Below are 21176 nucleotides of genomic sequence, written 5' to 3'. Positions count from 1 at the left end.
CGCCTGCCCATGATACCGATCACAGGTGGCAGAAGAATCTTGTCTGGCATATCGGGATGGCCGCGAGGACACCCCGATCGCCGTTGCACGTCGCGGCAGACCTGCAACGGGCCCAATAGTCATAAACCGAGGAAGCAGATCCATGAGTGCTATCGTCGATATCGTCGCGCGTGAAATCCTGGACAGCCGTGGCAATCCGACCGTGGAGGTCGATGTCGAACTCGCATCCGGCGCGAAAGGCCGGGCCGCTGTTCCGTCCGGGGCGTCGACGGGCGCGCATGAGGCGGTCGAACTGCGTGACGGCGACAAGTCCCGCTACGGCGGCAAGGGCGTGCTGAAGGCGCTGGAGAATATCGAAGGCGAGATCCGCGAAGCCCTGCAGGGCGCCGAATCGTCGGATCAGGTCGCGATCGACGAAGCGATGATCGATCTGGACGGCACCCCCAACAAGGGCCGGCTCGGCGCCAACGCGATCCTGGCCGTGTCGCTGGCGGTGGCCAAGGCCACGGCCGAGGAACTGCAGGTTCCGCTCTATCGCTATGTCGGCGGCGTCTACGCCCGCACCCTGCCCGTGCCGATGATGAACATCGTCAATGGCGGCCAGCATGCCGACAATCCGATCGACATCCAGGAATTCATGATCCAGCCGGTGGGCGCGCCCACGCTGGCCGACGCGGTGCGCGTGGGTTCCGAGATCTTCGCCCAGCTCAAGAAGAACCTGTCGGCGGCGGGCCACAACACCAATGTCGGCGACGAGGGCGGCTTCGCCCCCGGCCTGAAATCGGCCGACGAGGCGCTGGGCTTCATCACCAAGGCCGTCGAGGCCGCAGGCTACCGCCCGGGCGAGGACGTGACCTTCGCACTCGACTGCGCCGCGACCGAATTCTACCGCGACGGCCGCTATGTCATGGAAGGGGAAGGCAAGAGCCTGGATTCGGCCGGCATGATCGGCTACCTGGCCGACCTCGCCGCCCGCTACCCCATCGTGTCGATCGAGGACGGGCTGGCGGAAGACGATTGGGAAGGCTGGGCCGCCCTGACCGCGGCGCTGGGCAAGACGGTCCAGCTCGTCGGTGACGATCTGTTCGTGACCAATCCGGAGCGCCTGCGTCGCGGCATCAAGGCCGGGGTCGCCAATTCGCTGCTGGTCAAGGTGAACCAGATCGGCACGCTGAGCGAGACGCTGGAAGCCGTCGAGATGGCCCATCGCGCGGGCTACACCGCCGTCATGAGCCATCGTTCCGGCGAGACCGAGGATTCGACCATCGCCGACCTGGCGGTTGCCACCAATTGCGGGCAGATCAAGACCGGTTCCCTGTCGCGTTCCGACCGGACCGCGAAATACAACCAGTTGATCCGCATCGAAAACGAGCTGGCCACCGCCGCCCGCTATGCTGGCCGGACGATCCTGAAGACCGCCTGATCACGCAACATGACCCGATTCGGCGGCATGACGAGGAAAACAGTTTCCCGCCGCCGCCGAATCGGGAATAGTGCAGATGTATTTATTGGCGCCCTGCTGAAACGGAGAGAGACGGACCATGCAGATCGGCCGGATTGTGCGGCGGACCCTCCGTATGGTCATCCCCCCTTCCCTGTTCATCGGCCTGACCGCCTATTTCGGCGTAAACGCCATGCAGGGCGACCATGGCATCCACAGCTACCAGGCGCAGTTGCGCCTGCTGGACGAAGCCCGCGCCGCACAGGTCGACGCTGTCTCGGAACAGAATGCCTGGGCGCGCCGGGTCAGCGGACTGAAGGAAAAGGCGCTGGACCGCGACACGCTGGACGAGCGGTCGCGCGCGATGCTGAACCTGGCCCGCCCCGGCGAACTGGTCATCCCCTACGGTCAGCACGACCGGCTGTTCTGACCGTAGCGCACCTGTCCAGCCAGCTCCCTGAAACGCAGAAAGGCTGAAACGCAGAAAGGCCGGGCACCCTCAGGGTACCCGGCCTTTCTGCGTGCCTATCCCGCGCGCAATGCGCGGGATAGGGCGGATTATTTGATCTTCGCTTCGCGGAAGGCCACGTGCTTGCGCGCAACGGGGTCGTATTTCCGCATTTCGAGCTTGCCGGTCTGGGCACGGGCATTCTTCTTCGTAACGTAGAAATACCCGGTGTCTGCCGACGAGACGAGCTTGATCTGAATGGTGTTGGTCTTGGCCATGGAATCCTCAGCACTGCTCCGCCGCTGCTGGAACAATCAGGTGCAGCAGTGGTTCAAGTCGGCGGAAAATGCGCATACAGAGCCCTGAGGTCAAGCGTTAGTCGCACGAATCGAGCAGATATGTGCGCATGACCGTCGAATGGGGGAGATTGGGACCGATGCTGAGTGTCGCCGAAGCCCAGGCGCGTATCCTGGCGGACCTCGTATCCACGGGGCCGGAGCTGGTACCCCTGGCCGATTCCTGGGGGCGAATCGCTGCCGCCGATATCGCGGCCCGGCTGGACAACCCGCCAGCCGACGTCTCGGCCATGGACGGCTACGCGGTCCGGGCGGGCGATTGCGCGCCCGGCGGCACCCTGTCGCTGGTGGGCGAAAGCCCGGCGGGCCATCCCTTTCCCGGCCGGGTCGGGCCGGGCGAGACCGTGCGGATCTATACCGGCAGCGTCGTCCCCGATGGCGCCGACGCGATTCTGATCCAGGAGAACGCGCAGGAAGACGGCGGCACCGTCACGGTCGCCGTTCCTCCCGGGGCTGGGCAGCATATTCGCAGGCGCGGCCAGGATTTCGCCGTGGACCAGGTCGTCGTCCCCGCCGGGCGCGCGCTGACGGCGCGGGATATCGGGCTGGCCGCCGCGGCGAACCATGCCTGGGTTGCCGTGCGTCGCCGCCCGGTCGTCGCCATCCTGTCCACGGGCGATGAAATCGCGCTGCCGGGCGACCCGATCGCGCCGGGCGGCATTGCCAACTCCAATACCCCGATGCTGGCCGCCCTGGTGCGCGCCTGTGGCGGCGTGCCGGTCATGCTGCCCTCCGCGCGGGATACCGTATCCGATATCGCCCGCCTGGCGCACGGCATCGAAACCGCCGACCTGCTGCTGACCGCCGGGGGCGCCAGTGTCGGCCGCTACGACCTGGTGCAGCAGGGGTTGGAACGGATCGGACTGACGGTGGATTTCTGGAAGATCGCGATGCGCCCCGGCAAGCCGCTGATGCATGGCAGGATCGGCCGGGTCTCCGTCCTGGGGCTGCCCGGCAATCCGGTGGCGGCCCTGGTCTGCGGCCTGGTCTTCGCCCTGCCGGCGATCCGCGCGCTGGCAGGCCATGCGGAACGGAGCCTGCCCGAAGATGTCGCGATCCTGGGCGGCGACCTGCCGGAGAATGACCGCCGGGCCGATTATCTGCGCGCAACATTGTCCCGCGCCCCGGATGGCAGGCTGCTGGCCACCGCCTTCAGCCGCCAGGATTCCGCGATGCTGCACACCCTGGCCCGCAGCCAGGCCCTGATCCTGCGCCCGCCGCACGCCCCACCGGCACGGGCGGGCGAGCCCTGCCGGGTGGTCAGGCTGGACATGCTGGCAATCTGACCGCTCCATTTTTGGTTACGGCAATGATATTGACGGCCGGGCGTGAACCAATATAGAACACAACAAGGCGGTTTCCTGTTTGTTCCCTTCTGCTGACAACGGATCGGCCGACTGACGGAACGATTTGGGTCACGGGGTGCCAATGCTGACGCGCAAGCAACATGAACTGCTGCTGTTCATCGACCGGCACCTGAAGCAGACGGGGTTTTCGCCCTCCTTCGACGAGATGAAGGATGCGCTGAACCTGCGGTCGAAATCCGGCATCCACCGGCTGATCTCGGCGCTGGAGGAGCGCGGCTTCCTGCAACGCCGCCATCATCGCGCCCGCGCGCTGGAGGTGCTGCGCCTGCCGGAGATGGCATTTCCCCCAGCCTCTCAGGAAGAGGCTGCTCCCGCCAGGCTTTCCCCCGACCCGGCCGATCATTCTTTCGTGCCCAACGTCATCAAGGGCGATTTCGCCGGCCGGCTGGCCGGCGCGCCGATCGCGACCGACGCCGATGCCGTCAGCCTGCCTTTCTACGGCCGTATCGCCGCCGGCCAGCCGATCGAGGCACTGCGCGAGACCGGGGCACAGGTCTCCGTACCGATGAACCTGCTGGGCCGTGGCGATCATTACACGCTGGAAGTCGCCGGCGATTCGATGATCGAGGCCGGGATTCTCGATGGCGACACCGTCATCATCCGTCGCGGCGACATAGCCGATAACGGACAGATCGTGGTGGCGCTGATCGACGACCAGGAAGTCACGCTGAAACGGCTCCGCCGGCGCGGCAGCACCATCGCCCTGGAGCCCGCCAACGCGCGCTACGAATCGCGCATCGTGCCGTCCGACCGGGTGCGTATCCAGGGCTCTCTGGTCGGGCTGCTGCGCCGCTACTGACCTAGAGGCGCCCGAACGGCGGCAGCAGCCGGGCCAATTCCTCGATTTGCGCCGGGCCGATCCGGTCCAGATGCGGGAATTCCGCCAGTACCCGCGCACCACCGAACAGGCTGACCGCCCGCCGCGCCTCGGGCGATGGCGGGCCGTTCAGCACCACGCCGGCAATGGCGATTCCCCGCTGGCGTAGGGCCTGCAAGGTCAGCAGCGTATGGTTGATCGTGCCAAGCTGGCTGCGCGCGACCAGCACCACCGGCAATGCGAAGCGTGCGATCAGGTCGATCATCATGCAATCCGGCGCCACCGGCACCATCACCCCACCCGCTCCTTCCACCACCAGCGGCTGCGCGCTCCCCGGCTCGGGAAGACGCAACCCGGCCGTATCGAGCACGATATTCTCCCGCTCGGCGGCATCGAAGGGCGAAAGCGGGGCCGACAGCACGGAGGCCGGCGGATGGATGCGCGCCGGTTCCAGCCCGGCCAGCGCCGCCACGGTCACACTGTCGGCGATGTCCTCGGCAATCCCGGTCTGGAAAGGCTTCCAGTATTCCGCCGCCCAGGCGTGGACCAGACAGGCGGAAACCAGCGTCTTGCCGACACCGGTATCCGTGCCCGTCACGAAGACTCCCCGACGGACGGGCGCCCGAAACAGGCCATAACCGACCATATAGCTCGTCGTGACACCCGACGGCGTCTCCAGATCCCGCAGCAGCCGGCGCATCGCCCCCGGCGCAACCGGGCGCGTGCCCTCGCGCGGCACGGATGCGCCGATCTGGCGCAGTTCGCGCACGAAGGCCAGCGCCGTCTCCGGCCGATCGAGAATCGTCTCGACCTGCCACGAGCCCCGGCCGGTCGGCGGCCACTCGGCTTCGAGCTGCGTCGCGGCCGGATAGGCCGGGATCGCACAGTCCAGCCCGGCCGCCGCATGGACACGCCGCCATTCGGCGAAGCTGCCCGCGCAGAGGGTGGAGAACGCCATCATGCCACCGGGCACGAGCATGGCAGCCAGCCGCCCCAGTGTCGCCGCGCGGTCCGAGAACCATTGCATCGACAGGCTGGAGCAGATCAGGTCATACCCCTCGCCCGCCGCTTCCGGCGCCTCGGCATCCAGCACCAGGGCGCGCACATTCCCCTCCCCGTGCATGCCCTCCAGCCGGCGGCAGGCGCGGTCGCGCATTTCCGGCGCCAGATCGCTCACCGTCAGGTCCGCATGCGGAAACAGGCGGCGCAGATGCTGGCTGAGGAGCCCCGTGCCGCATCCCAGTTCCAGGATGCGGGCAGGCGCGATGCCCGCGGCGGCGATTCGCTCAGCCAGCCGCTCGGCGACCAGGCGCTGCACCCGCGCCGCATCGTCATAGGTTTCGGCGGCACCGAAACGGGCGGCGATCTGCTGCTTGCGCACGGTCATCGCCGCCCCGCTTCCGCGATCAGGCCGGCAATCGCGGCGGCACATCGGTCAGGATGAGTCAGCGGGAGCAGATGCCCCCCATCCTCCACCCATTCGACCGGCACGCGGCCGCGGAAACCGGCCTCGGTCATGGCAGGCGGAACAATCGGGTCCTGCCCACCCGCCAGAACGCGAATCGGCGGCAGAGCGGCGTTCGATTCGGCATCGCCCGATTCCGCGTCGCCCGACTCCGCATCGAGTGAGTCGCGCGCATCGGCATCGCGCAGCAACGCCAGTGCCCGGGCCAGCCGCTCGGCCTGGGCAGGGCCCGGCGCCGGCGTCGCGATTCCCGCCCGGCCGCGAAAGGTGGCGACCACGTCGTCCGCATGATGGTCCAGCCCACGCACCATGCGTTCGATCACGCGGGGCGGAATCCCCTCCGGATAATCGGCCGTGGCACCAAAACGCGCGAAACCGTTGATCAGCAGCATGCCGGCGCAATCGGCCGGCGGGTTCAGCAGCAGCCACAGCGCACCCAGCGAATGACCGACCGCCACATGGCGTCCGGACGGCCGCGCCGCCATACGCGGGGGGCCGAAGAAGCCGAAATCCAGAGCCATCGCCTCGACCCCACCCAGTCGCGCCAGGGTCGGTTGCCAGAAATCGGGCGTGAAGCCCCAGCCATGGACCAGGAACAGCCCCGTCGGCGCCGGATCATCGGACAATGCCATGCTCCCGTCCCCCCTCGTCGAGCGCCCGCAGCAGACGGTCGAGCATCCCGGCATCATGAGCCGCGCTCAATGCCAGCCGGATGCGGGCCGTTCCGGGCGGGACAGTCGGCGGCCGAATCGCACCGCCCAGCACCCCCTGCGCGGCCAGTGTGCGGGCCAGAGCCAGCGCCTGTTCCGCATCACCGACCATGACCGGCACGATCTGCGTGGAGGACAGGCCTGTGGACCAGCCCCGACGGGCCAGATCCGTCCGCAATTGCGCCGCCAGCGCCGCCAGGTGCCGACGCTCGGCATCCATCGTCGGCACCAGGTCCAGCGCCGCGTCGATCGCCCCCAGCAGGGAGGGCGGCATCGCGGTGGTATAGATAAAGCCCGAGCAGGTGCTGACCAGCCAGTCGCACAGCGCGCGCGAACCGGCGACATAGGCGCCGAACCCGCCCAGCCCCTTGCTGAACGTGCCCATCACCAGGTCCACGCCCCCGGTTTCGGCGGAGAGGCCCCTGCCCTGCGGCCCCAGCACCCCGGTCGCATGCGCCTCGTCCAGATACAGGAAGGCGTCGTACCGATCGGCCAGCGCCTTCAGGGCCGCGATATCGGCACGGTCGCCATCCATGCTGAACACGCTTTCGGTAACGATGAAGCGCAGGCCCTTCTGGCCCCCATGGCGCTCCAGCGCCTGCTCCAGATGGCCGAGATCATTATGGGCAAAGCGGATCTGGCGGATACCGGCCGCCAGGCAGCCGTGATGCAGGCTGGCGTGGTTCAGCCGGTCGGTAAAGACCACCGCCGGCGCGCCTGTCGCTTCCATCGACAGGCGAAACAGGGCGGGCAGGATCGCGGCATTGGCCTGCCATCCCGATGCCAGCAGCAACGCCGCCTCGGTGCCCTTGAAGCGCGCAAGCTTCTCTTCGACCAGCCGATGCTGTTCGCTGGTGCCCGTCACCAGGCGCGACGCCCCGCTGCCGGTGCCGAAACGCTGCGTCCATTCGATGGACCGCGCCTTCAGGGCCGGATGGACGGACAGGCCCAGATAATCGTTGGACGAGAAATTCAGCAGCGTCCCGCCGTCGCGCCGGACGATCACCGGCCCGTCGCGTTCCAGCGGCCGCAGTTCACGCCGCAGATGCCGGCGGGACAGTCCCTCCAGCGCGGTCTGGAAAAATGGATCGAAACGGGTCATGAAGCGATGGTTTGTGCCGGACCCCACGAACCCGGTCAATTCCAGTCTGCCGTCCCGGCAAGGAGAGTAAAGCCCATGACCGGACCGGACTGGTTCGAAGCTGGCCTGCCGCATATCTGGCTCCCCTATACCCAGATGCAGACGGTCTCGCCCCCCTTGCCCGCGACATCGACGGAAGGGTGCCGGATTCGCCTGGCCGACGGGCGGGAGCTGGTCGATGGCATCGCATCCTGGTGGACTGCCTGCCATGGCTATAATCACCCGCATATCCGCCAGGCGGCCATCGAGCAGCTCACGCGCATGCCCCATGTCATGTTCGGCGGGCTGGTGCATGAGCCCGCGCTGCGCCTGGCGCACCGACTGGCCGATCTGCTGCCGGGCGATCTGGAGCGCGTCTTCTTTTCCGATTCCGGCTCGGTCGCGGTCGAGGTCGCGATCAAGATGGCGATGCAATACTGGCTGAACCGGGGCCAGAAGGGGCGCACCCGCCTGGTCGCATTTCGCGGCGGCTATCATGGCGACACGCTGGCAACGATGGCGGTGTGCGACCCGGAAGAAGGCATGCACAGCCTGTTCGCCGGCATCCTGCCCCAGCATTTCATCACCGACTTGCCGCGTGACGATCAGTCCACCGCCGCGCTGGAACAATTGATGGAAACCGAAGGCCGGCGCGTGGCCGCGATCCTGGTCGAACCGCTGGTCCAGGGCGCGGGCGGCATGCTGTTCCATGACGCCGCAACCCTGCGGCGCCTGCGCGACATCGCCGACCGGCATGGCGTCCTGCTGATCCTGGACGAGATCTTTACCGGCTTCGGTCGTACCGGCACGATGTTCGCCTGCCAGCAGGCCGATATCGTACCGGACATCCTCACACTCTCAAAGGCATTGTCGGGCGGGACGGTTCCGCTGGCCGCCACCGTGGCGCGGCGCCACGTCTTCGCGGCCTTCCTGTCGGATAACCCGATGCATGCGCTGATGCACGGCCCGACCTTCATGGCCAATCCGCTGGCCTGCGCCTGCGCCAATGCGTCGCTGGACCTGTTCGAGCGCGAACCGCGCCTGGAACAGGTCGCGGCGATCGGGGCCCAGATGCGCGACGAACTGGAGCCCTGCCGTCACCTGCCCGCCGTGCGTGACGTTCGGGTCATGGGCGCGATCGGCGTGGTCGAACTGGACCGCATCAACGACATGAACCGCCTGAAGGCCAGGCTGGTCGAACAGGGCGTCTGGGTGCGCCCCTTCCGTTCGATCGTCTATCTGACGCCGGCCTTCACGGTGACAAAGCCGGAACTCGCACGGCTGACAGGCGCCATTCGCACCGTCCTGGCCGACGCCCCGTGACACGATAGGCGCTTGGACCGGCGGCCGACCGCCGGTCCCGCGACAAATCAGGCTTCGACCGGCGCCAGTTCCGTGTCCGATCCCGGACGGGCTTTTTCAGAAGCCGTTTCCTCGGCACCTTCCTCGGCCGCGTCATCCCCTTCGCTCACCGCCATGGGGCGCTGGCGGGCATGCCGCTCCTGGCGTTCCTGCTGGTTCTGCTGCGCCGCCTGGGTCATGGCGTTCAGGATGCGGAAATAATGTTCGGCATGCTGGAAATAGGCCTCGGCCATCACGCGGTCGCCCGCGCCGCTGGCATCGCGCCCAAGCTGCAGGTATTTTTCAAACAATTGCTGGGCGGTGCCGCGAATCCGCAGATCCGGCCCATTACTGTCGAACACATGGTTACGATTGAGGGGGATCTGGCCGTTCTGCTGGCGTACACTTCCGCCATTGCTGCCGCCCGAACGATGGTGCCGGCCCCGCATGCGTTTCATGTTCATAAGCTGTCGCAGCACTTTCCTGTTAACGGCCGCCATTTGCCTGCGACCGCCGGGGCCAACCATCCCCTATTGTCATTCTGAGCGCCTGGCATGCAGCCCGGCATCTGACCCTGCGGCATGATACAACGACCCGGGCCCCTGCACGCATCCGTGCGGTCATTTCCGTTTTCATGCATTCAGGATCGGTACGCGGCATCTCGGAAAGGTAAAAACCCCCGCCCGCATTCCATCGCCAATCTATGCCCTTATATCCGGTCTGCCAAATGGTTTTTCACGCATCTCGCCGATGCCGCATCAGTACAGCACGCGGAATGCCGCCCAGATCGGCGCGGATATCCACGATTTCCAGCCCGGACTGCCGCGCCAGGGACGGCATGCTATGCTCCTGCCCGATCCCGATCTCGAAAATAGCAACCCCATCATGCGCCAGAAGCAAGGGTAAGGCCTCCGTCAGTGCCCTGTAGGCATCCAGCCCATCCCTGCCGCCATCCAGCGCGCGGGCGGGCTCGTACTCCCGCACATCGGGCATCAGGCCAGCCAGATCGCCACGCGGGATATAGGGCGGATTGCTGAACACCACATCGAACGTCCCCCGAATCGACGATGCCCAGTCGGCCGCCAGCATGACGCACCGTCCATCCAGCCCCGCCTGCCGGGCATTACGCGCGGCCAGGCGCGCGGCATCGGGCGCGATATCCACGCCCACGCCCCATGCCCCGCGATACTCGCTCAGCGCCGCCAGCAGCAGGCACCCGGTCCCGGTTCCCAGGTCGAGCACGCTGCCGACCTGTTCGCGCGCGGGACGATAATCCAGCAGGGCCTCGATCAGCGTTTCGCTGTCGGCACGAGGGATCAGCGTCGCGGGCGAGGTTTCCAGTTCCAGCGACCAGAATCCGGCCCGGCCGGTAATATGCGCCATCGGCTCGCGCGCCGCACGGCGCCGCACTGCCGACAGGAAAGCAATCCGCTCGGAATCGCCGATCCGCTCGCGGGCCAGCAAGCCGGCCAGATCGGTCCTGAGGACATGGGCCATCAGCAGCCGCGCCTCACGACGCGGATCGTCCACGCCGGCGTCACGCAATTGCGCCCCGCCCCAGCCGAGGCATGTCCGCAGATCGGCACCCTCTCCCGGCACGGCCAGCACGTCCTCTTTCATTTCAGGCGACATCCGTCCTACTCTGGCACCATGATGCCGCAGTCTCGTTCATGGAAAATCCTTGTATTTCTGGGGGCAGGCGCGGTCCTGGCCTCGGCGGCCCGCTCTGCCCGGGCGGGCACCTTCACCGTCGTCGACGGCCGCGCGGATAACGAGATTTCCGAGATCTCCCGCCTATATGTCGACGAACAGCTTGCCGCCACGATCCGCCTCGATGCAACGGTGCCGCAACGCGCCGTCCAGGTCGAGACCGCGGCCGGGCGCGTCAACCACACCTATGCGTTGTGCGGCGAAATTACCATACGCACGCCCGACGGGCGGACGGAAACGCACGAGGTCAATGGCGGCGGCATGCTGCATCATCCGGACGGGCGCACGCTGAACGCGCTGGGCACCCGCAACTTCACCGAATTCTACCTCGCCGACCCGGACGACCCAACGGTGGTCGAACGCCAGCCCGGCCGGTCCTCGATCTGCTCCGTTCCCACGTCTTGAGAAGCTGACTGTAAACGCGCGCAGGTGACGATCCGGCGCGCGTTTACAGGCCCTCGGCGGCCAGCAGGCTGGCCTGCTCGTCCTGGATCAGGGCATCGATGAATTCGTCGAGCTCACCCAGCATCACCCGGTCGATCTTGTAGGCCGTGAGGTTGATCCGGTGGTCGGTCACCCGCCCCTGCGGGAAATTATAGGTCCGGATGCGCTCCGACCGGTCCCCGGTGCCGACCTGTGACTTGCGGTCGGCGGCGCGGCTGGCATGGGCGGTGGCGCGCTCGCGCTCGTACAGGCGCGACATCAGGATCTTCATCGCCTTGGCACGGTTCTTGTGCTGGCTCTTTTCTTCCTGCATCGCCACCACCACGCCGGTCGGCAGATGAGTGATGCGCACCGCGCTCTCGGTCTTGTTGACATGCTGCCCACCGGCGCCCGAAGCCCGGTAGACATCGATGCGCAGGTCGCTGTCGTTGATCTGGACGTCGACCTCGCCCGCCTCGGGCAGCATGGCGACCGTCACGGTCGAGGTATGGATGCGCCCCTGGTTCTCGGTGGCAGGCACGCGCTGCACCCGATGCACGCCCGATTCGTATTTCAGGCGAGCGAACACGCCCCGCCCGGCGATGGTGGCGATCCCTTCGCGCAGGCCGCCCAGTTCCGATTCGTCGAACTCCATCACCTCGAAACGCCAGCCGCGCAGGGCGGCATAGCGGCGATAGGCGTCGAACAGTTCCCGGGCGAACAGGGCCGCCTCGTCCCCGCCGGCGGCGGGACGGATTTCCAGGATGGCACTGCGCTCGTCAGCTTCATCGCGCGGCAGCATGGCAATGCGGATATCCTGGCGCAGTTCCACGATCCGGCCGCGCAATTCGCCCAGTTCAGCCTCGGCCAGTTCGCGCATTTCCGGATCGGCCAGCAGCGATTCGGACTGAAGCGCCTCCCGCTCCGCCTGGCGCAGCGCACCGATGCGGCTGACGATGGGCTCCAGCTCGGCATATTCGCGCGATGCCTTGCTGAACGCCTCGCCTACCAGCCCCTGGGCAAGCATGTCCTGCAACTCTTCCGCCCGGCCAACAATCCGGTCCAGCCTGTCGTCGAGACTCATGGCTTAGCGGCCAGCCGCCCCGGCCAGATAGGGTGCGACCGCGTCCAGCGCCAGCTCGTTCTGCGACCCTTCATCCAGCGCCTTCACCTGCGCCACGCCGCGCGCCACCTCGTCATCGCCGATCAGCACCGCATGGGTGGCGCCGATCCGGTTCGCCCGCTCCATCCGGCGCTTGGCATTGCCGCGATAGGCGATTTCCGCCCGCACGCCATGGGCGCGCAGGGCCTGCAACAGCATCACCGCCGCGCCGCCAGCACCTTCGCCCATCGGCACCACGGCCACCGGGCGCGGCGCCGCCGGCGCACTATCCAGCAGCAGGGCCAGCCGTTCGATCCCGCCGGCCCAGCCGATGGCCGGCGTGCGCGGGCCGCCCATTTCGGCCACCAGCCCGTCATAGCGGCCGCCGGCCAGCACCGTGCCCTGGGTGCCCAGCTTCTCGGTCACGAATTCGAAGGTCGTGTGTCCGTAATAATCCAGACCGCGCACGATGCCCGGATTCTCGCGGAACGGCACGCCCAGCAGATCCAGCGCCGAGCGCAGATCGTCCCAGAAGGTCCGAGCTTCGTCGGTCAGGAAGGCACCGATCAGCGGCGCATCGGCCACCAGCGCCCGGTCCTGCGGCGCCTTGCTGTCGAGGATGCGCAACGGATTGCGCTCCAGACGGGCGCGGCTGTCGTCGGACAACTGGTCCTTGTATTCGGTGAAATAGGCAATCAGCGCGGCACGCCACGCGGCGCGGCTCTCCGTATCGCCCAGCGTGTTCAGTTCCACCACCGTATCGTCGGCAATGCCCAGCGCCTTCAGGATATCGCGCCCCATCGCGATCACTTCGGCATCGGCCAGCGGTTCGGCCGCGCCGATCAGTTCGGCACCGATCTGGTGAAACTGGCGATACCGTCCCTTCTGCGGGCGCTCGTAGCGGAACATCGGCCCGGCATAGAACACTTTCTGCGGCAGGGACTGGGTCAGGCCATTGGTCACCAGGGCGCGGCACACGCCCGCCGTGCCCTCGGGCCGCAGGGTCAGGGATTCGCCGCCCCGGTCCTCGAAGGAATACATCTCCTTCGACACCACGTCGGACGTATCGCCCAGCGAGCGCGCAAAGACCCGCGTATCCTCGAAGATCGGGGTGGACCATTCATCGAAACCATACAGGCCCGCGATGCGCCGCGCGGTATCGACCACATGGGCATGGCGCCGCTGCCCCTCGCCGATCAGGTCATGGGTACCACGGACGGGTTGCAGGCTGCTCACGGATCGATGTTCCTGTTTCTAGATCTCATATGTGTTCCGTCCCGAACGGGACGGAACACAGTAAAGGACGGCAGGTTTTGCAGGCCCGGCCCTGCCGGCCGGACGCGTCCTTACTGGGCGGCGACGACCGCCTCCGCCGCCTTCGCGGCCTCTTCCTCGGCACGAAGGATCTCGGCCTTCTTCTCGACCATGTCGACGATGTGGTCGATCATCGAATCCGCCGCGATCGTATGGTCCTGCCGGCCGGCGGCATAGACCATGTGGCGGCCCGAGCCACCGCCGGTCACGCCGATATCGGTCATCAGCGCCTCACCGGGCCCGTTGACCACGCAGCCGATGATCGACAGCGTCAGCGGCGTCTGGATATGCGCCAGACGATCTTCCAGCGTCTGCACGGTCTGGATCACGTTGAAGCCCTGCCGCGCGCAGGACGGGCAGGAAATGATCTTCACGCCGCGATGGCGCAGGCCCAGCGACTTCAGGATATCCCAGCCGACCAGCACTTCCTCCTCGGGTTCGGCCGACAGCGACACGCGCATCGTGTCGCCCACGCCGGCCCACAGCAGGTTGCCCAGCCCGATCGAGGATTTGACGGTGCCGGCCCGCTTGCTGCCCGCCTCGGTGATGCCGATATGCAGCGGATGGTCGCAGACCTCGGCCAGTTGCTGATAGGCGGCAACGGCCAGGAAGACATCCGATGCCTTCACGCTGATCTTGAATTCATGGAAATCATGGTCTTCCAGGATCTTGGCATGCTCCAGCGCGCTTTCGACCAGCGCGTCCGGGTTGGGCTCACCGTATTTTTCCAGAAGATGCTTTTCCAGCGATCCGGCATTCACGCCGATGCGGATCGAGCAGCCATAATCCTTGGCCGCCTTCACCACCTCGCGCACGCGCTCCGCGCTGCCGATATTGCCCGGATTGATGCGCAGGCAGGCCGCGCCGGCCTGTGCGGCCTCGATCGCGCGCTTGTAGTGGAAATGGATGTCGGCAACGATCGGCACATTGACCTCGCGCACGATCTCCGCCAGCGCGGCGGTGCTCTCCTCGTCGGGGCACGACACGCGCACGATATCGACGCCTGCCAGCTCTGCCCGCCGGATCTGCGCGATCGTCGCCTCGGCATCGGTCGTCAGCGTGTTGGTCATGGTCTGGACGGAAATCGGCGCGTCGCCGCCCACCGCCACCTTGCCGACATGGATCTGCCGCGACTTGCGCCGTTCGATATACTGATAGGGACGATAGCTGCTCATTGTCTGCCCTCCGGATGAGGCGATGATAACATTGTTCTATCCGCCGGCATGACGGCGCGCCGCCTTTCCGTGCATGCTTCCTGCCAAAAACCGTTCGGTTTGGCCAGACCGGCCGCAGCCGGTCCCAGCCCTTTTACTCCCCGCTTTTCGCAGGCGCGGGCAGCGGCGCCGCAGGATGCCCCGCGCCGTCCACCCGCTCCGGGGGCGCCGCCTGGGCCGGGCGCACCGCCGGCGCAGGCAGCGCAGCCACGATGCTGCCGCTGCGAACGGCATCGCGCGTCAGCGGCAGATTGCGGCGCACCGCGCCGTTCCTGCCCAGAGGCTGGGTCGTCACGCCATCGGCGCTGACCACCAGCCCGCCGGCATTGCCGACCGTCAGCAGAAGATCCGTCTTGTCCCGCGGCGCGGACCAGCTCTCGCCGGCCTGCAGGACATGGTCGTAAATCACCGGCCCACCAGCAACCCTGACCTGCACCCAGGTCTGGGCCGAGGCGGTCAGGACGATCTGCCCGGCAGGCGCGGCAGCCGCCGGGGCCTGAACTGGGGCCTGCGCCGGAGCCGGCATCACGGCGGCCGGCGCCGTGCCCGGCGCGGCAGGTTGGGTCATGGACGGTACGGCAACAGGCGCGGCCGGAGACGCGCCCTGCTCGACCTGGCTGCCCGGCACCGGCGTGGGCTCCGCGGGAATATCCCCATCGGTGATCGCCGATTTCTCCGGCTCCGGCAGCGGTCGCGGCGGAATGGGCGCACGTTCCGGCGGCAGAACCGAGGCGACCTGCGGCGAGGTCGGCGCCTGGCGCGTCATGCCCGGAATGGCGGAGAAAACCGAGGGAACGGGTTGCGGCGGCGCGGATTGCCCGTCGGTCATCCGGTACCAGCCGACATAGGCCAGCACGATGATCACCCCCCCCAGAAGCACCATGACGCCGACCGGTATCGCACCAGTGGATGCCGGGGCCGGAAAGGAAAGTTCGGGCTTGCAGTCGATGCTGTCCCGCGCATCGGCCTTGAAGCGCGTGACCACCGCGTCGGCATCCAGGCCCAGCGCCTGCGCATAGGTGCGCAGGAAGCCGAGCGTATAGACATTTCCCGGCAGGTCCTTGACCCGCCCCTCTTCCATCGCCTCGAGAAACGACAGGCGTATCCGCAGCCAGGTCGCGACGTCGGGCAGCGCCCAGCCAAGCTGCTCGCGCCGCGCCCGCAGGGCCGGTCCAACGCCAGCCGCCCCCGTGGGGGCCCTGGCACCGGAATCGTTCAGCGTCGTCCGGGCGTCCTCGTCACTCACGGCTCACCCGCGGCCTCATCGCGTCGCACCAGGGCATCGACGGCCTGCTCGACCAGCTCGGCGATGATGGCGGCCACAGGCTGAACCGACGTGATCATGCCGACCGACTGGCCAGCCATGACCGAGCCGTTTTCCACGTCGCCCTCGATCACCGCCCGGCGCAGCGAACCCGCCCAGAAATGTTCGATATCGAGCTGGGCCGCTTCCTTGGTCAGTTCCCCGTCCAGATAGCGGCGAATCGTCTCGGCCTGATGGCGCAGGAACGCCCGCCCACCCTCGTTCGACAGGCCGCGCACCGGAATGACCGGGAAACGCTCGTCAAGCTGGACCGACGTCACCGCGTCACGCGCATTGGCCCGCACGAAGGCCGCCTTGAAACGCTCATGGGCGATGCTTTCCGTCGAGGCGGCAAAACGCGTGCCGAGCTGCGCACCGGCCGCACCCTGTTCCAGATAGGACAGGATGGCCTCACCCCGCCCCAGCCCGCCCGCGACGAATACGGGAACCGAGCGGATATGGGGCAGCACTTCCTGCGCCAGCACGGTCAGCGACACCGGCCCGATATGCCCGCCGGCCTCCGCCCCCTCGATCACCAGCGCATCGACGCCCATGCGCACCAGCCGCTTGGCCAGGACCAGCGCCGGGGTAAAGGCGATGACCTTCGCCCCGCCATCCTTCAGCGCCCGGATCGCCGGGCCGGGCGGAATCCCGCCGGCCAGCACGACATGCGACACACCGGCCGCAAGGCAGACCTGGACCAGATCGTCCAGGCGCGGATGCATCGTGATCAGGTTGACGCCAAAGGGGCGGCTGGTCAGCGCCTGGGTCGCGGCGATTTCCTCGGCCAGGCGGTCGGGCTCCATCGCCCCGCAGGCCAGCACGCCGAAACCGCCTGCATTGGAAATGGCCGAGACCAGGTTCCGTTCGCTGACCCACGACATGGCGCCACCCAGGATCGCGACCTCGCTCCCCAGGAACTGCGTGCCGGGCGCCCACAGGCGGTCCAGGCGGGCGCGGGCCGCTTCCCGCTGCCTCGCGTCGCCCACCGGCTGCGTCACGCGTATCTCCATCGCCATCAGGCCGCGTCGAGGCCGTAGGCCGTATGCAGCGCCCGCACGGCCAGTTCGGCATATTCCGCGGCGATCAGCACCGAGACCTTGATTTCGCTGGTCGAAATGACCTGAATATTGATGTTGCGGTCCGACAGGGTACGGAACATCAGGTTCGCCACCCCGGCATGCGAACGCATGCCGATGCCGACGACGCTGATCTTCACCACGTCGTCATCCGTCACCAGCTCGCCGTACTGAATGACATCCCGCGACGCTTCCAGCGACTGGATGGCACGGGCCAGATCGGTCCTGGAGGTGGTGAAGGTCATGTTCGTCAGGCCGTCGGCGCCGGTACTCTGCACGATCATGTCGACATTCACGTTCGCCGCCGTCAGCGGGCCGAAGATCGCGGCCGCGATCCCGGGACGGTCCGGAATGCGCCGGACCGACAGCTTCGCTTCGTCGCGCGAATAGGCTATGCCGGCGACCAGTTCCTTTTCCACGATCTCGTCCTCATCCACCACTAATGATCCGGGCAGGTTGCCTTCCGACGGGGCCGGGCCATCGACGAAGCTCGACAGCACCTGCACGCGCACCCGTTCCTTCATTGCCAGCTCGACGCTGCGGGTCTGCAGGACTTTCGCCCCGACCGACGCCAGCTCCAACATTTCCTCATACGTGATCTTATCCAGCTTCCGTGCCCTCGCAACAATGCGCGGGTCAGTCGTGTAGATCCCGTCGACATCGGTATAGATATCACACCGGTCGGCCCCGATGGCGGCCGCAATGGCGACGGCCGAGGTATCGGACCCGCCGCGCCCCAGCGTCGTGATGCGCCCGTCGGGGGCCACGCCCTGGAAGCCGGCGATGATCGGCACCTGGCCGGCCTGCATGCGTTCCACCAGCGCATCGCCGTCGATCGAGCCGATACGCGCCTTGCCATGCGCCGCATCGGTGCGCAGCGGGATCTGCCACCCCAGCCAGGACCGGGCCTCGACCCCGATCGTCTGCAGCGCAATGGCCAGCAGGCCGCTGGTGACCTGCTCGCCGGTGGCGACGACCGCGTCATATTCCCGGGCATCGTGCAGCGGCGACAGCGACTGGCAATAGCCGACCAACTGGTTGGTGACGCCGGACATGGCCGAGACCACCACCGCGACCTCGCATCCCGCCTCGACCTGCTTGCGTACTTTTTCCGCCACCGCGCGAATTCGGTCGAGGTCGGCCACAGAGGTGCCACCGAATTTCATGACGATCCGCGGAGTATGACGGGACATCGAAAGGGCTCTCCAGTTCGGCGCGGGGGCCGTTCCAGCCCGTCTGGGGCCGCTGGGGCAGCGGACGGGGCATTGCGGTTATCTGCAAGGCGCGTCACATACCCTTCCCCCGCTGCGCCGTCCAGCGGGAGAAGCCAGATGTGGAGGTGCTGACGCCATGCAGGTCAACGATTCGGTCCATTCGGGCGGCCCGTCCGTCGTTCCGGACGAAATCGCCCGCTTCAGCGCCCTGGCCGATCGCTGGTGGGACCCGTCCGGCCCGATGCGGCCCCTGCATGCCATGAACGGCCTGCGCCTGGACTGGGCGAGGCGCCACCTGCCGGCACCGCGCGCCGGGGAATCCGCGCCCGTGACCCGCCTGCTGGATATCGGCTGCGGCGCCGGCCTGGCCAGCGAGGGGCTGGCCCGTATGGGCTATGACGTGCTGGGCCTGGACGCATCCGAGGCCGCGATCGAGGCCGCGCGCGCCCATGCGCAGGCCCACCCGCTGCCGTCCGGCGCGGGCCGCCTCGCCTATCGCGCCGGCAGTGCCGAGGATCTGCGGGCCGAAGGGGCGCGCTTCGACGCGGTCTCGGCGCTGGAAGTGATCGAGCATGTCGCCGATCCCGCTGCCTTCCTGCGCCTGCTGGCCGACATGGTGGAACCGGGCGGCATCATCATCGTCTCGACCCTGAACCGCACGCTGCGCTCGCTGGCGACGGCAAAGATCGGCGCGGAATACATCCTGCGCCTGTTACCCGTCGGCACCCATGAATGGCGGAAATTCATCACGCCGGCCGAACTCGGCACCTTCGCCGGCCAGGCAGGCTTGCGGGTATCGGACATCGCTGGCATGACACCCGGCCTGACCGGCTGGCGCGAAAGCCGCGACCTCGGCGTCAACTATATCGCCAGCCTGGCCGTGCCGGGATAATATCCCGGCTCCGGCGCGTCCGGTTAAAGCTGGAAGAACGCGAAGGTGGTGGGGCTGCCGACGGCGGTGAAGTGCCAGGTGAAATCCAGCGCGCCGGTTTCGGGGTCGACACGGAACGACGTGACGGAATCGCTGCGCTGGTTGGCGCAGAACAGAAACGTGCCGGACGGGTCGAACATCATGGCCCGCCCGTAATCGGCATGCATCCAGACTTCGTCGACCAGGGTCAGCAATCCATCGGGGCCGGCACGGAAGACGGCCAGGGAATCCCCCAGCCTGTTCGATGCATAGATATACCGGCCGTTGGGTGACAGCAGGATTCCCGCCGCCAGCGTGCTGCCCTGGAAATAGGAGGTGACGGTGCTGACCCGCTGCTGCGGGGTGATCGTGCCGGTCGCGGGATCGAACGCGGCGACGACAATCTTGGAATCCTGTTCGCACAGGATGTACAGCGTCCGCCCATCGTGGCTGAAGGAGAAATGGCGCGGGGCCGATCCGGGCATCAGCGAGAGGAAGGGCTTCGCGGCGGGTTTGAGCTTGCCCGTCGCCAGATCCAGCGTCCAGACATAGACCCGGTCCAGCCCGGCGTCGCAGGCCAGGACGAAATTCCCCGACTGGTCACTGGCCACCATATGCACATGCGGCCCGGAATGGTCGCTGACCGCGAAATTACCCGGTGGATTGTCCTGTGCCCGTTCCGGCATGCGCGGGCCGGAATTCCGTACGATGTCCGTCGGTTCGCCCAAGCTGCCATCCGGACGGATGGGCAGGACGCCCACGCTGCCACCGACATAATTGGCCACCAGGACGTACTGCCCGGAATGATGGACGCTGAGATGGCACGGCACCGCCCCGCCCGACGACACGACATTCAGCCGAGTCAGCTCGCCCGACAGCCGGTCGACCGCAAACGCGGTGACGCTGCCGTCATGCTTGCCGTTGAAATCGTCGATCTCGCTCAGCGCGTACAGGAAGCGATGGTCGGCGGACAGGGTAATGAAGGACGGGCTGGCAATATCCGTGAAGGTCGAAACCGGCGCCAGCGCGCCGGTCGTCGGGTTCATCTCGAAGAGCGCGATACCCTGCCCATTCCCCGCCCCTCCGGGCGGCGCATGTTTGTTGTAGCCGCCAATATAGCACAATGTCCGCGCCCTGGCCGGGATCGCGGCCCGGGCAGGCCACGATGCGGCAAGGGGAATGCCCGACGCGGCCAGCCCGGCCAGCAGGGCGCGTCGTGAAATGAATGGGTTCATGTCGCTCACGAATTCCGTTGAGAAAGAGGCGGCTCACGGCATCTGGCAGCGCGCTCCGATCGTGCCGCCATAGCGTGCCCAGGTGTGGGTTTCGCCAAACAGAGGAATGCCCACATAGCCCCTGAGTTTCAGCACACCATCGCGGGGCGACCAGATCTGCGCCTGGTAGACCTTCCCGCTATCGGGATCGAGGATATGTCCGTTCCAGCGCCCGGCATCGTCCGAATCAGGAACGAATCCGGTCAGCATCAGCAGGCCGCATTCCGATGTCCCGTCCTTGGCCTTCGGAATCTCGCCCGTATAGCGCATGCCAACCAGCCGGCCGCACAGTTCGCCACCACAGGGCTTGATCTCGAAGACGCCGTCATGCTCCCGCGTTTCCCATTGCCCGAGCACGGGCGATGCGTCCCGCGCCGCGGTAACCTCCGCCGCGCCCGCCGGCCACGGATTCGACGCCAGAAGGGCCAGCCCTCCCAGGGCTGCCAACAGCCGCAATCCATGACGCCGCCCTTGCGGGAATGGGATCATGCCAGCCCATCGGCTTGTTCTGTCGTGCATGCGTTCCATCTTGCTTCCGGCCCCCGGCTCCGGTCCCCGTCCCTGCGTG

Annotated in this window: 21 protein-coding genes; 7 read left to right on the top strand and 14 right to left on the bottom strand. The window is 67.1% G+C overall.

Annotated elements, in window-relative coordinates:
• The first annotated feature begins 142 nt into the window (after positions 1-142).
• A complete protein-coding gene (gene eno / locus HLH36_RS09820) occupies positions 143-1423 on the top strand; it encodes a phosphopyruvate hydratase (RefSeq protein ID WP_182986202.1) in 1281 nt (426 codons plus the stop codon).
• 118 nt (positions 1424-1541) lie between these two features.
• Complete coding sequence (locus tag HLH36_RS09815; protein WP_182964513.1) at positions 1542-1871, top strand: FtsB family cell division protein; 330 nt, start codon at positions 1542-1544, stop codon at positions 1869-1871.
• Positions 1872-1999: 128 nt separating this feature from the next.
• Here the strand turns inward: HLH36_RS09815 and rpmG are convergent, their stop codons facing one another.
• Entirely contained in the window at positions 2000-2167 is a 168-nt protein-coding gene (gene rpmG, locus HLH36_RS09810; RefSeq protein WP_114728317.1) for a 50S ribosomal protein L33, read from the bottom strand.
• A gap of 158 nt (positions 2168-2325) precedes the next feature.
• On the opposite strand from rpmG, the gene HLH36_RS09805 reads away from it, so the two are divergent.
• Both HLH36_RS09805 and lexA read left to right on the top strand, forming a co-directional pair.
• Complete coding sequence (locus HLH36_RS09805; protein WP_182986201.1) at positions 2326-3531, top strand: molybdopterin molybdotransferase MoeA; 1206 nt, start codon at positions 2326-2328, stop codon at positions 3529-3531.
• A gap of 142 nt (positions 3532-3673) precedes the next feature.
• On the top strand, positions 3674-4411 hold the full coding sequence (gene lexA / locus HLH36_RS09800; protein WP_182986200.1) for a transcriptional repressor LexA: 738 nt from the start codon (positions 3674-3676) through the stop codon (positions 4409-4411).
• A gap of 1 nt (position 4412) precedes the next feature.
• Here lexA and bioD read toward each other — a convergent pair whose 3' ends face one another.
• From bioD to bioF, 3 genes are read right to left on the bottom strand one after another with little or no spacing between them, the layout of a single operon-like run.
• Positions 4413-5816, bottom strand: a complete 1404-nt coding sequence (bioD, locus tag HLH36_RS09795) for a dethiobiotin synthase (RefSeq protein ID WP_182986199.1) — start codon at positions 5814-5816, stop codon at positions 4413-4415.
• Complete coding sequence (locus tag HLH36_RS09790; RefSeq protein ID WP_182986198.1) at positions 5813-6526, bottom strand: alpha/beta fold hydrolase; 714 nt, start codon at positions 6524-6526, stop codon at positions 5813-5815. The genes bioD and HLH36_RS09790 overlap by 4 nt, the downstream gene beginning before the upstream one ends.
• Entirely contained in the window at positions 6510-7706 is a 1197-nt protein-coding gene (bioF, locus tag HLH36_RS09785) for an 8-amino-7-oxononanoate synthase (RefSeq protein ID WP_182986273.1), read from the bottom strand. The genes HLH36_RS09790 and bioF overlap by 17 nt, the downstream gene beginning before the upstream one ends.
• Positions 7707-7781: 75 nt before the next feature.
• Here bioF and HLH36_RS09780 point away from each other — a divergent pair, with 75 nt between their 5' ends.
• Positions 7782-9047 (top strand): adenosylmethionine--8-amino-7-oxononanoate transaminase, encoded by a 1266-nt coding sequence (locus tag HLH36_RS09780; RefSeq protein ID WP_182986197.1) that lies wholly within the window; start codon positions 7782-7784, stop codon positions 9045-9047.
• A gap of 47 nt (positions 9048-9094) precedes the next feature.
• Here HLH36_RS09780 and HLH36_RS09775 read toward each other — a convergent pair whose 3' ends face one another.
• Positions 9095-9529: a DUF4167 domain-containing protein gene (locus tag HLH36_RS09775; RefSeq protein ID WP_182986196.1), complete on the bottom strand. Its 435-nt coding sequence runs from the start codon at positions 9527-9529 to the stop codon at positions 9095-9097.
• 271 nt (positions 9530-9800) lie between these two features.
• Positions 9801-10685 (bottom strand): peptide chain release factor N(5)-glutamine methyltransferase, encoded by an 885-nt coding sequence (gene prmC, locus HLH36_RS09770; protein WP_182986195.1) that lies wholly within the window; start codon positions 10683-10685, stop codon positions 9801-9803.
• A gap of 30 nt (positions 10686-10715) precedes the next feature.
• Between prmC and HLH36_RS09765 the strand changes: the two genes are divergently transcribed.
• The gene (locus tag HLH36_RS09765; RefSeq protein WP_182986194.1) at positions 10716-11180 is read left to right on the top strand and encodes a hypothetical protein; all 465 of its coding nucleotides are present in this window, start codon (positions 10716-10718) and stop codon (positions 11178-11180) included.
• A gap of 43 nt (positions 11181-11223) precedes the next feature.
• On the opposite strand, the gene prfA is transcribed toward HLH36_RS09765, so the two are convergent.
• From prfA to HLH36_RS09735, 6 genes are all read right to left on the bottom strand, one after another.
• The gene (gene prfA, locus HLH36_RS09760) at positions 11224-12282 is read right to left on the bottom strand and encodes a peptide chain release factor 1 (protein WP_182986193.1); all 1059 of its coding nucleotides are present in this window, start codon (positions 12280-12282) and stop codon (positions 11224-11226) included.
• A gap of 3 nt (positions 12283-12285) precedes the next feature.
• Complete coding sequence (gene hisS, locus HLH36_RS09755; RefSeq protein ID WP_182986192.1) at positions 12286-13536, bottom strand: histidine--tRNA ligase; 1251 nt, start codon at positions 13534-13536, stop codon at positions 12286-12288.
• 110 nt (positions 13537-13646) lie between these two features.
• Entirely contained in the window at positions 13647-14789 is a 1143-nt protein-coding gene (ispG, locus tag HLH36_RS09750; RefSeq protein WP_182986191.1) for a flavodoxin-dependent (E)-4-hydroxy-3-methylbut-2-enyl-diphosphate synthase, read from the bottom strand.
• 133 nt (positions 14790-14922) lie between these two features.
• A complete protein-coding gene (locus HLH36_RS09745; RefSeq protein ID WP_338030425.1) occupies positions 14923-16074 on the bottom strand; it encodes a helix-turn-helix domain-containing protein in 1152 nt (383 codons plus the stop codon).
• Positions 16071-17132, bottom strand: a complete 1062-nt coding sequence (locus HLH36_RS09740) for an NAD(P)H-dependent flavin oxidoreductase (protein WP_338030424.1) — start codon at positions 17130-17132, stop codon at positions 16071-16073. The genes HLH36_RS09745 and HLH36_RS09740 overlap by 4 nt, the downstream gene beginning before the upstream one ends.
• A 17-nt stretch (positions 17133-17149) precedes the next feature.
• Positions 17150-18403, bottom strand: a complete 1254-nt coding sequence (locus tag HLH36_RS09735; protein WP_182986190.1) for an aspartate kinase — start codon at positions 18401-18403, stop codon at positions 17150-17152.
• Positions 18404-18560: 157 nt separating this feature from the next.
• Here HLH36_RS09735 and ubiG point away from each other — a divergent pair, with 157 nt between their 5' ends.
• Positions 18561-19316, top strand: a complete 756-nt coding sequence (gene ubiG, locus HLH36_RS09730; protein WP_182986189.1) for a bifunctional 2-polyprenyl-6-hydroxyphenol methylase/3-demethylubiquinol 3-O-methyltransferase UbiG — start codon at positions 18561-18563, stop codon at positions 19314-19316.
• 23 nt (positions 19317-19339) lie between these two features.
• Here the strand turns inward: ubiG and HLH36_RS09725 are convergent, their stop codons facing one another.
• Together HLH36_RS09725 and HLH36_RS09720 are read right to left on the bottom strand one after the other, a co-directional pair.
• Positions 19340-20569 carry a lactonase family protein gene (locus tag HLH36_RS09725; RefSeq protein ID WP_182986188.1) on the bottom strand — a complete coding sequence of 410 codons (1230 nt, stop codon included), beginning with the start codon at positions 20567-20569 and terminating at the stop codon, positions 19340-19342.
• 33 nt (positions 20570-20602) lie between these two features.
• Positions 20603-21136 (bottom strand): DUF2147 domain-containing protein, encoded by a 534-nt coding sequence (locus HLH36_RS09720; RefSeq protein WP_408871873.1) that lies wholly within the window; start codon positions 21134-21136, stop codon positions 20603-20605.
• Positions 21137-21176 lie beyond the last annotated feature (40 nt).

This window comes from Gluconacetobacter aggeris (assembly GCF_014174395.1).
In the GTDB taxonomy this organism is placed as follows: domain Bacteria; phylum Pseudomonadota; class Alphaproteobacteria; order Acetobacterales; family Acetobacteraceae; genus Gluconacetobacter; species Gluconacetobacter aggeris.
Note: the sequence above shows the minus strand (reverse complement) of the source record. Positions and strands in the feature narration are given on the sequence as shown.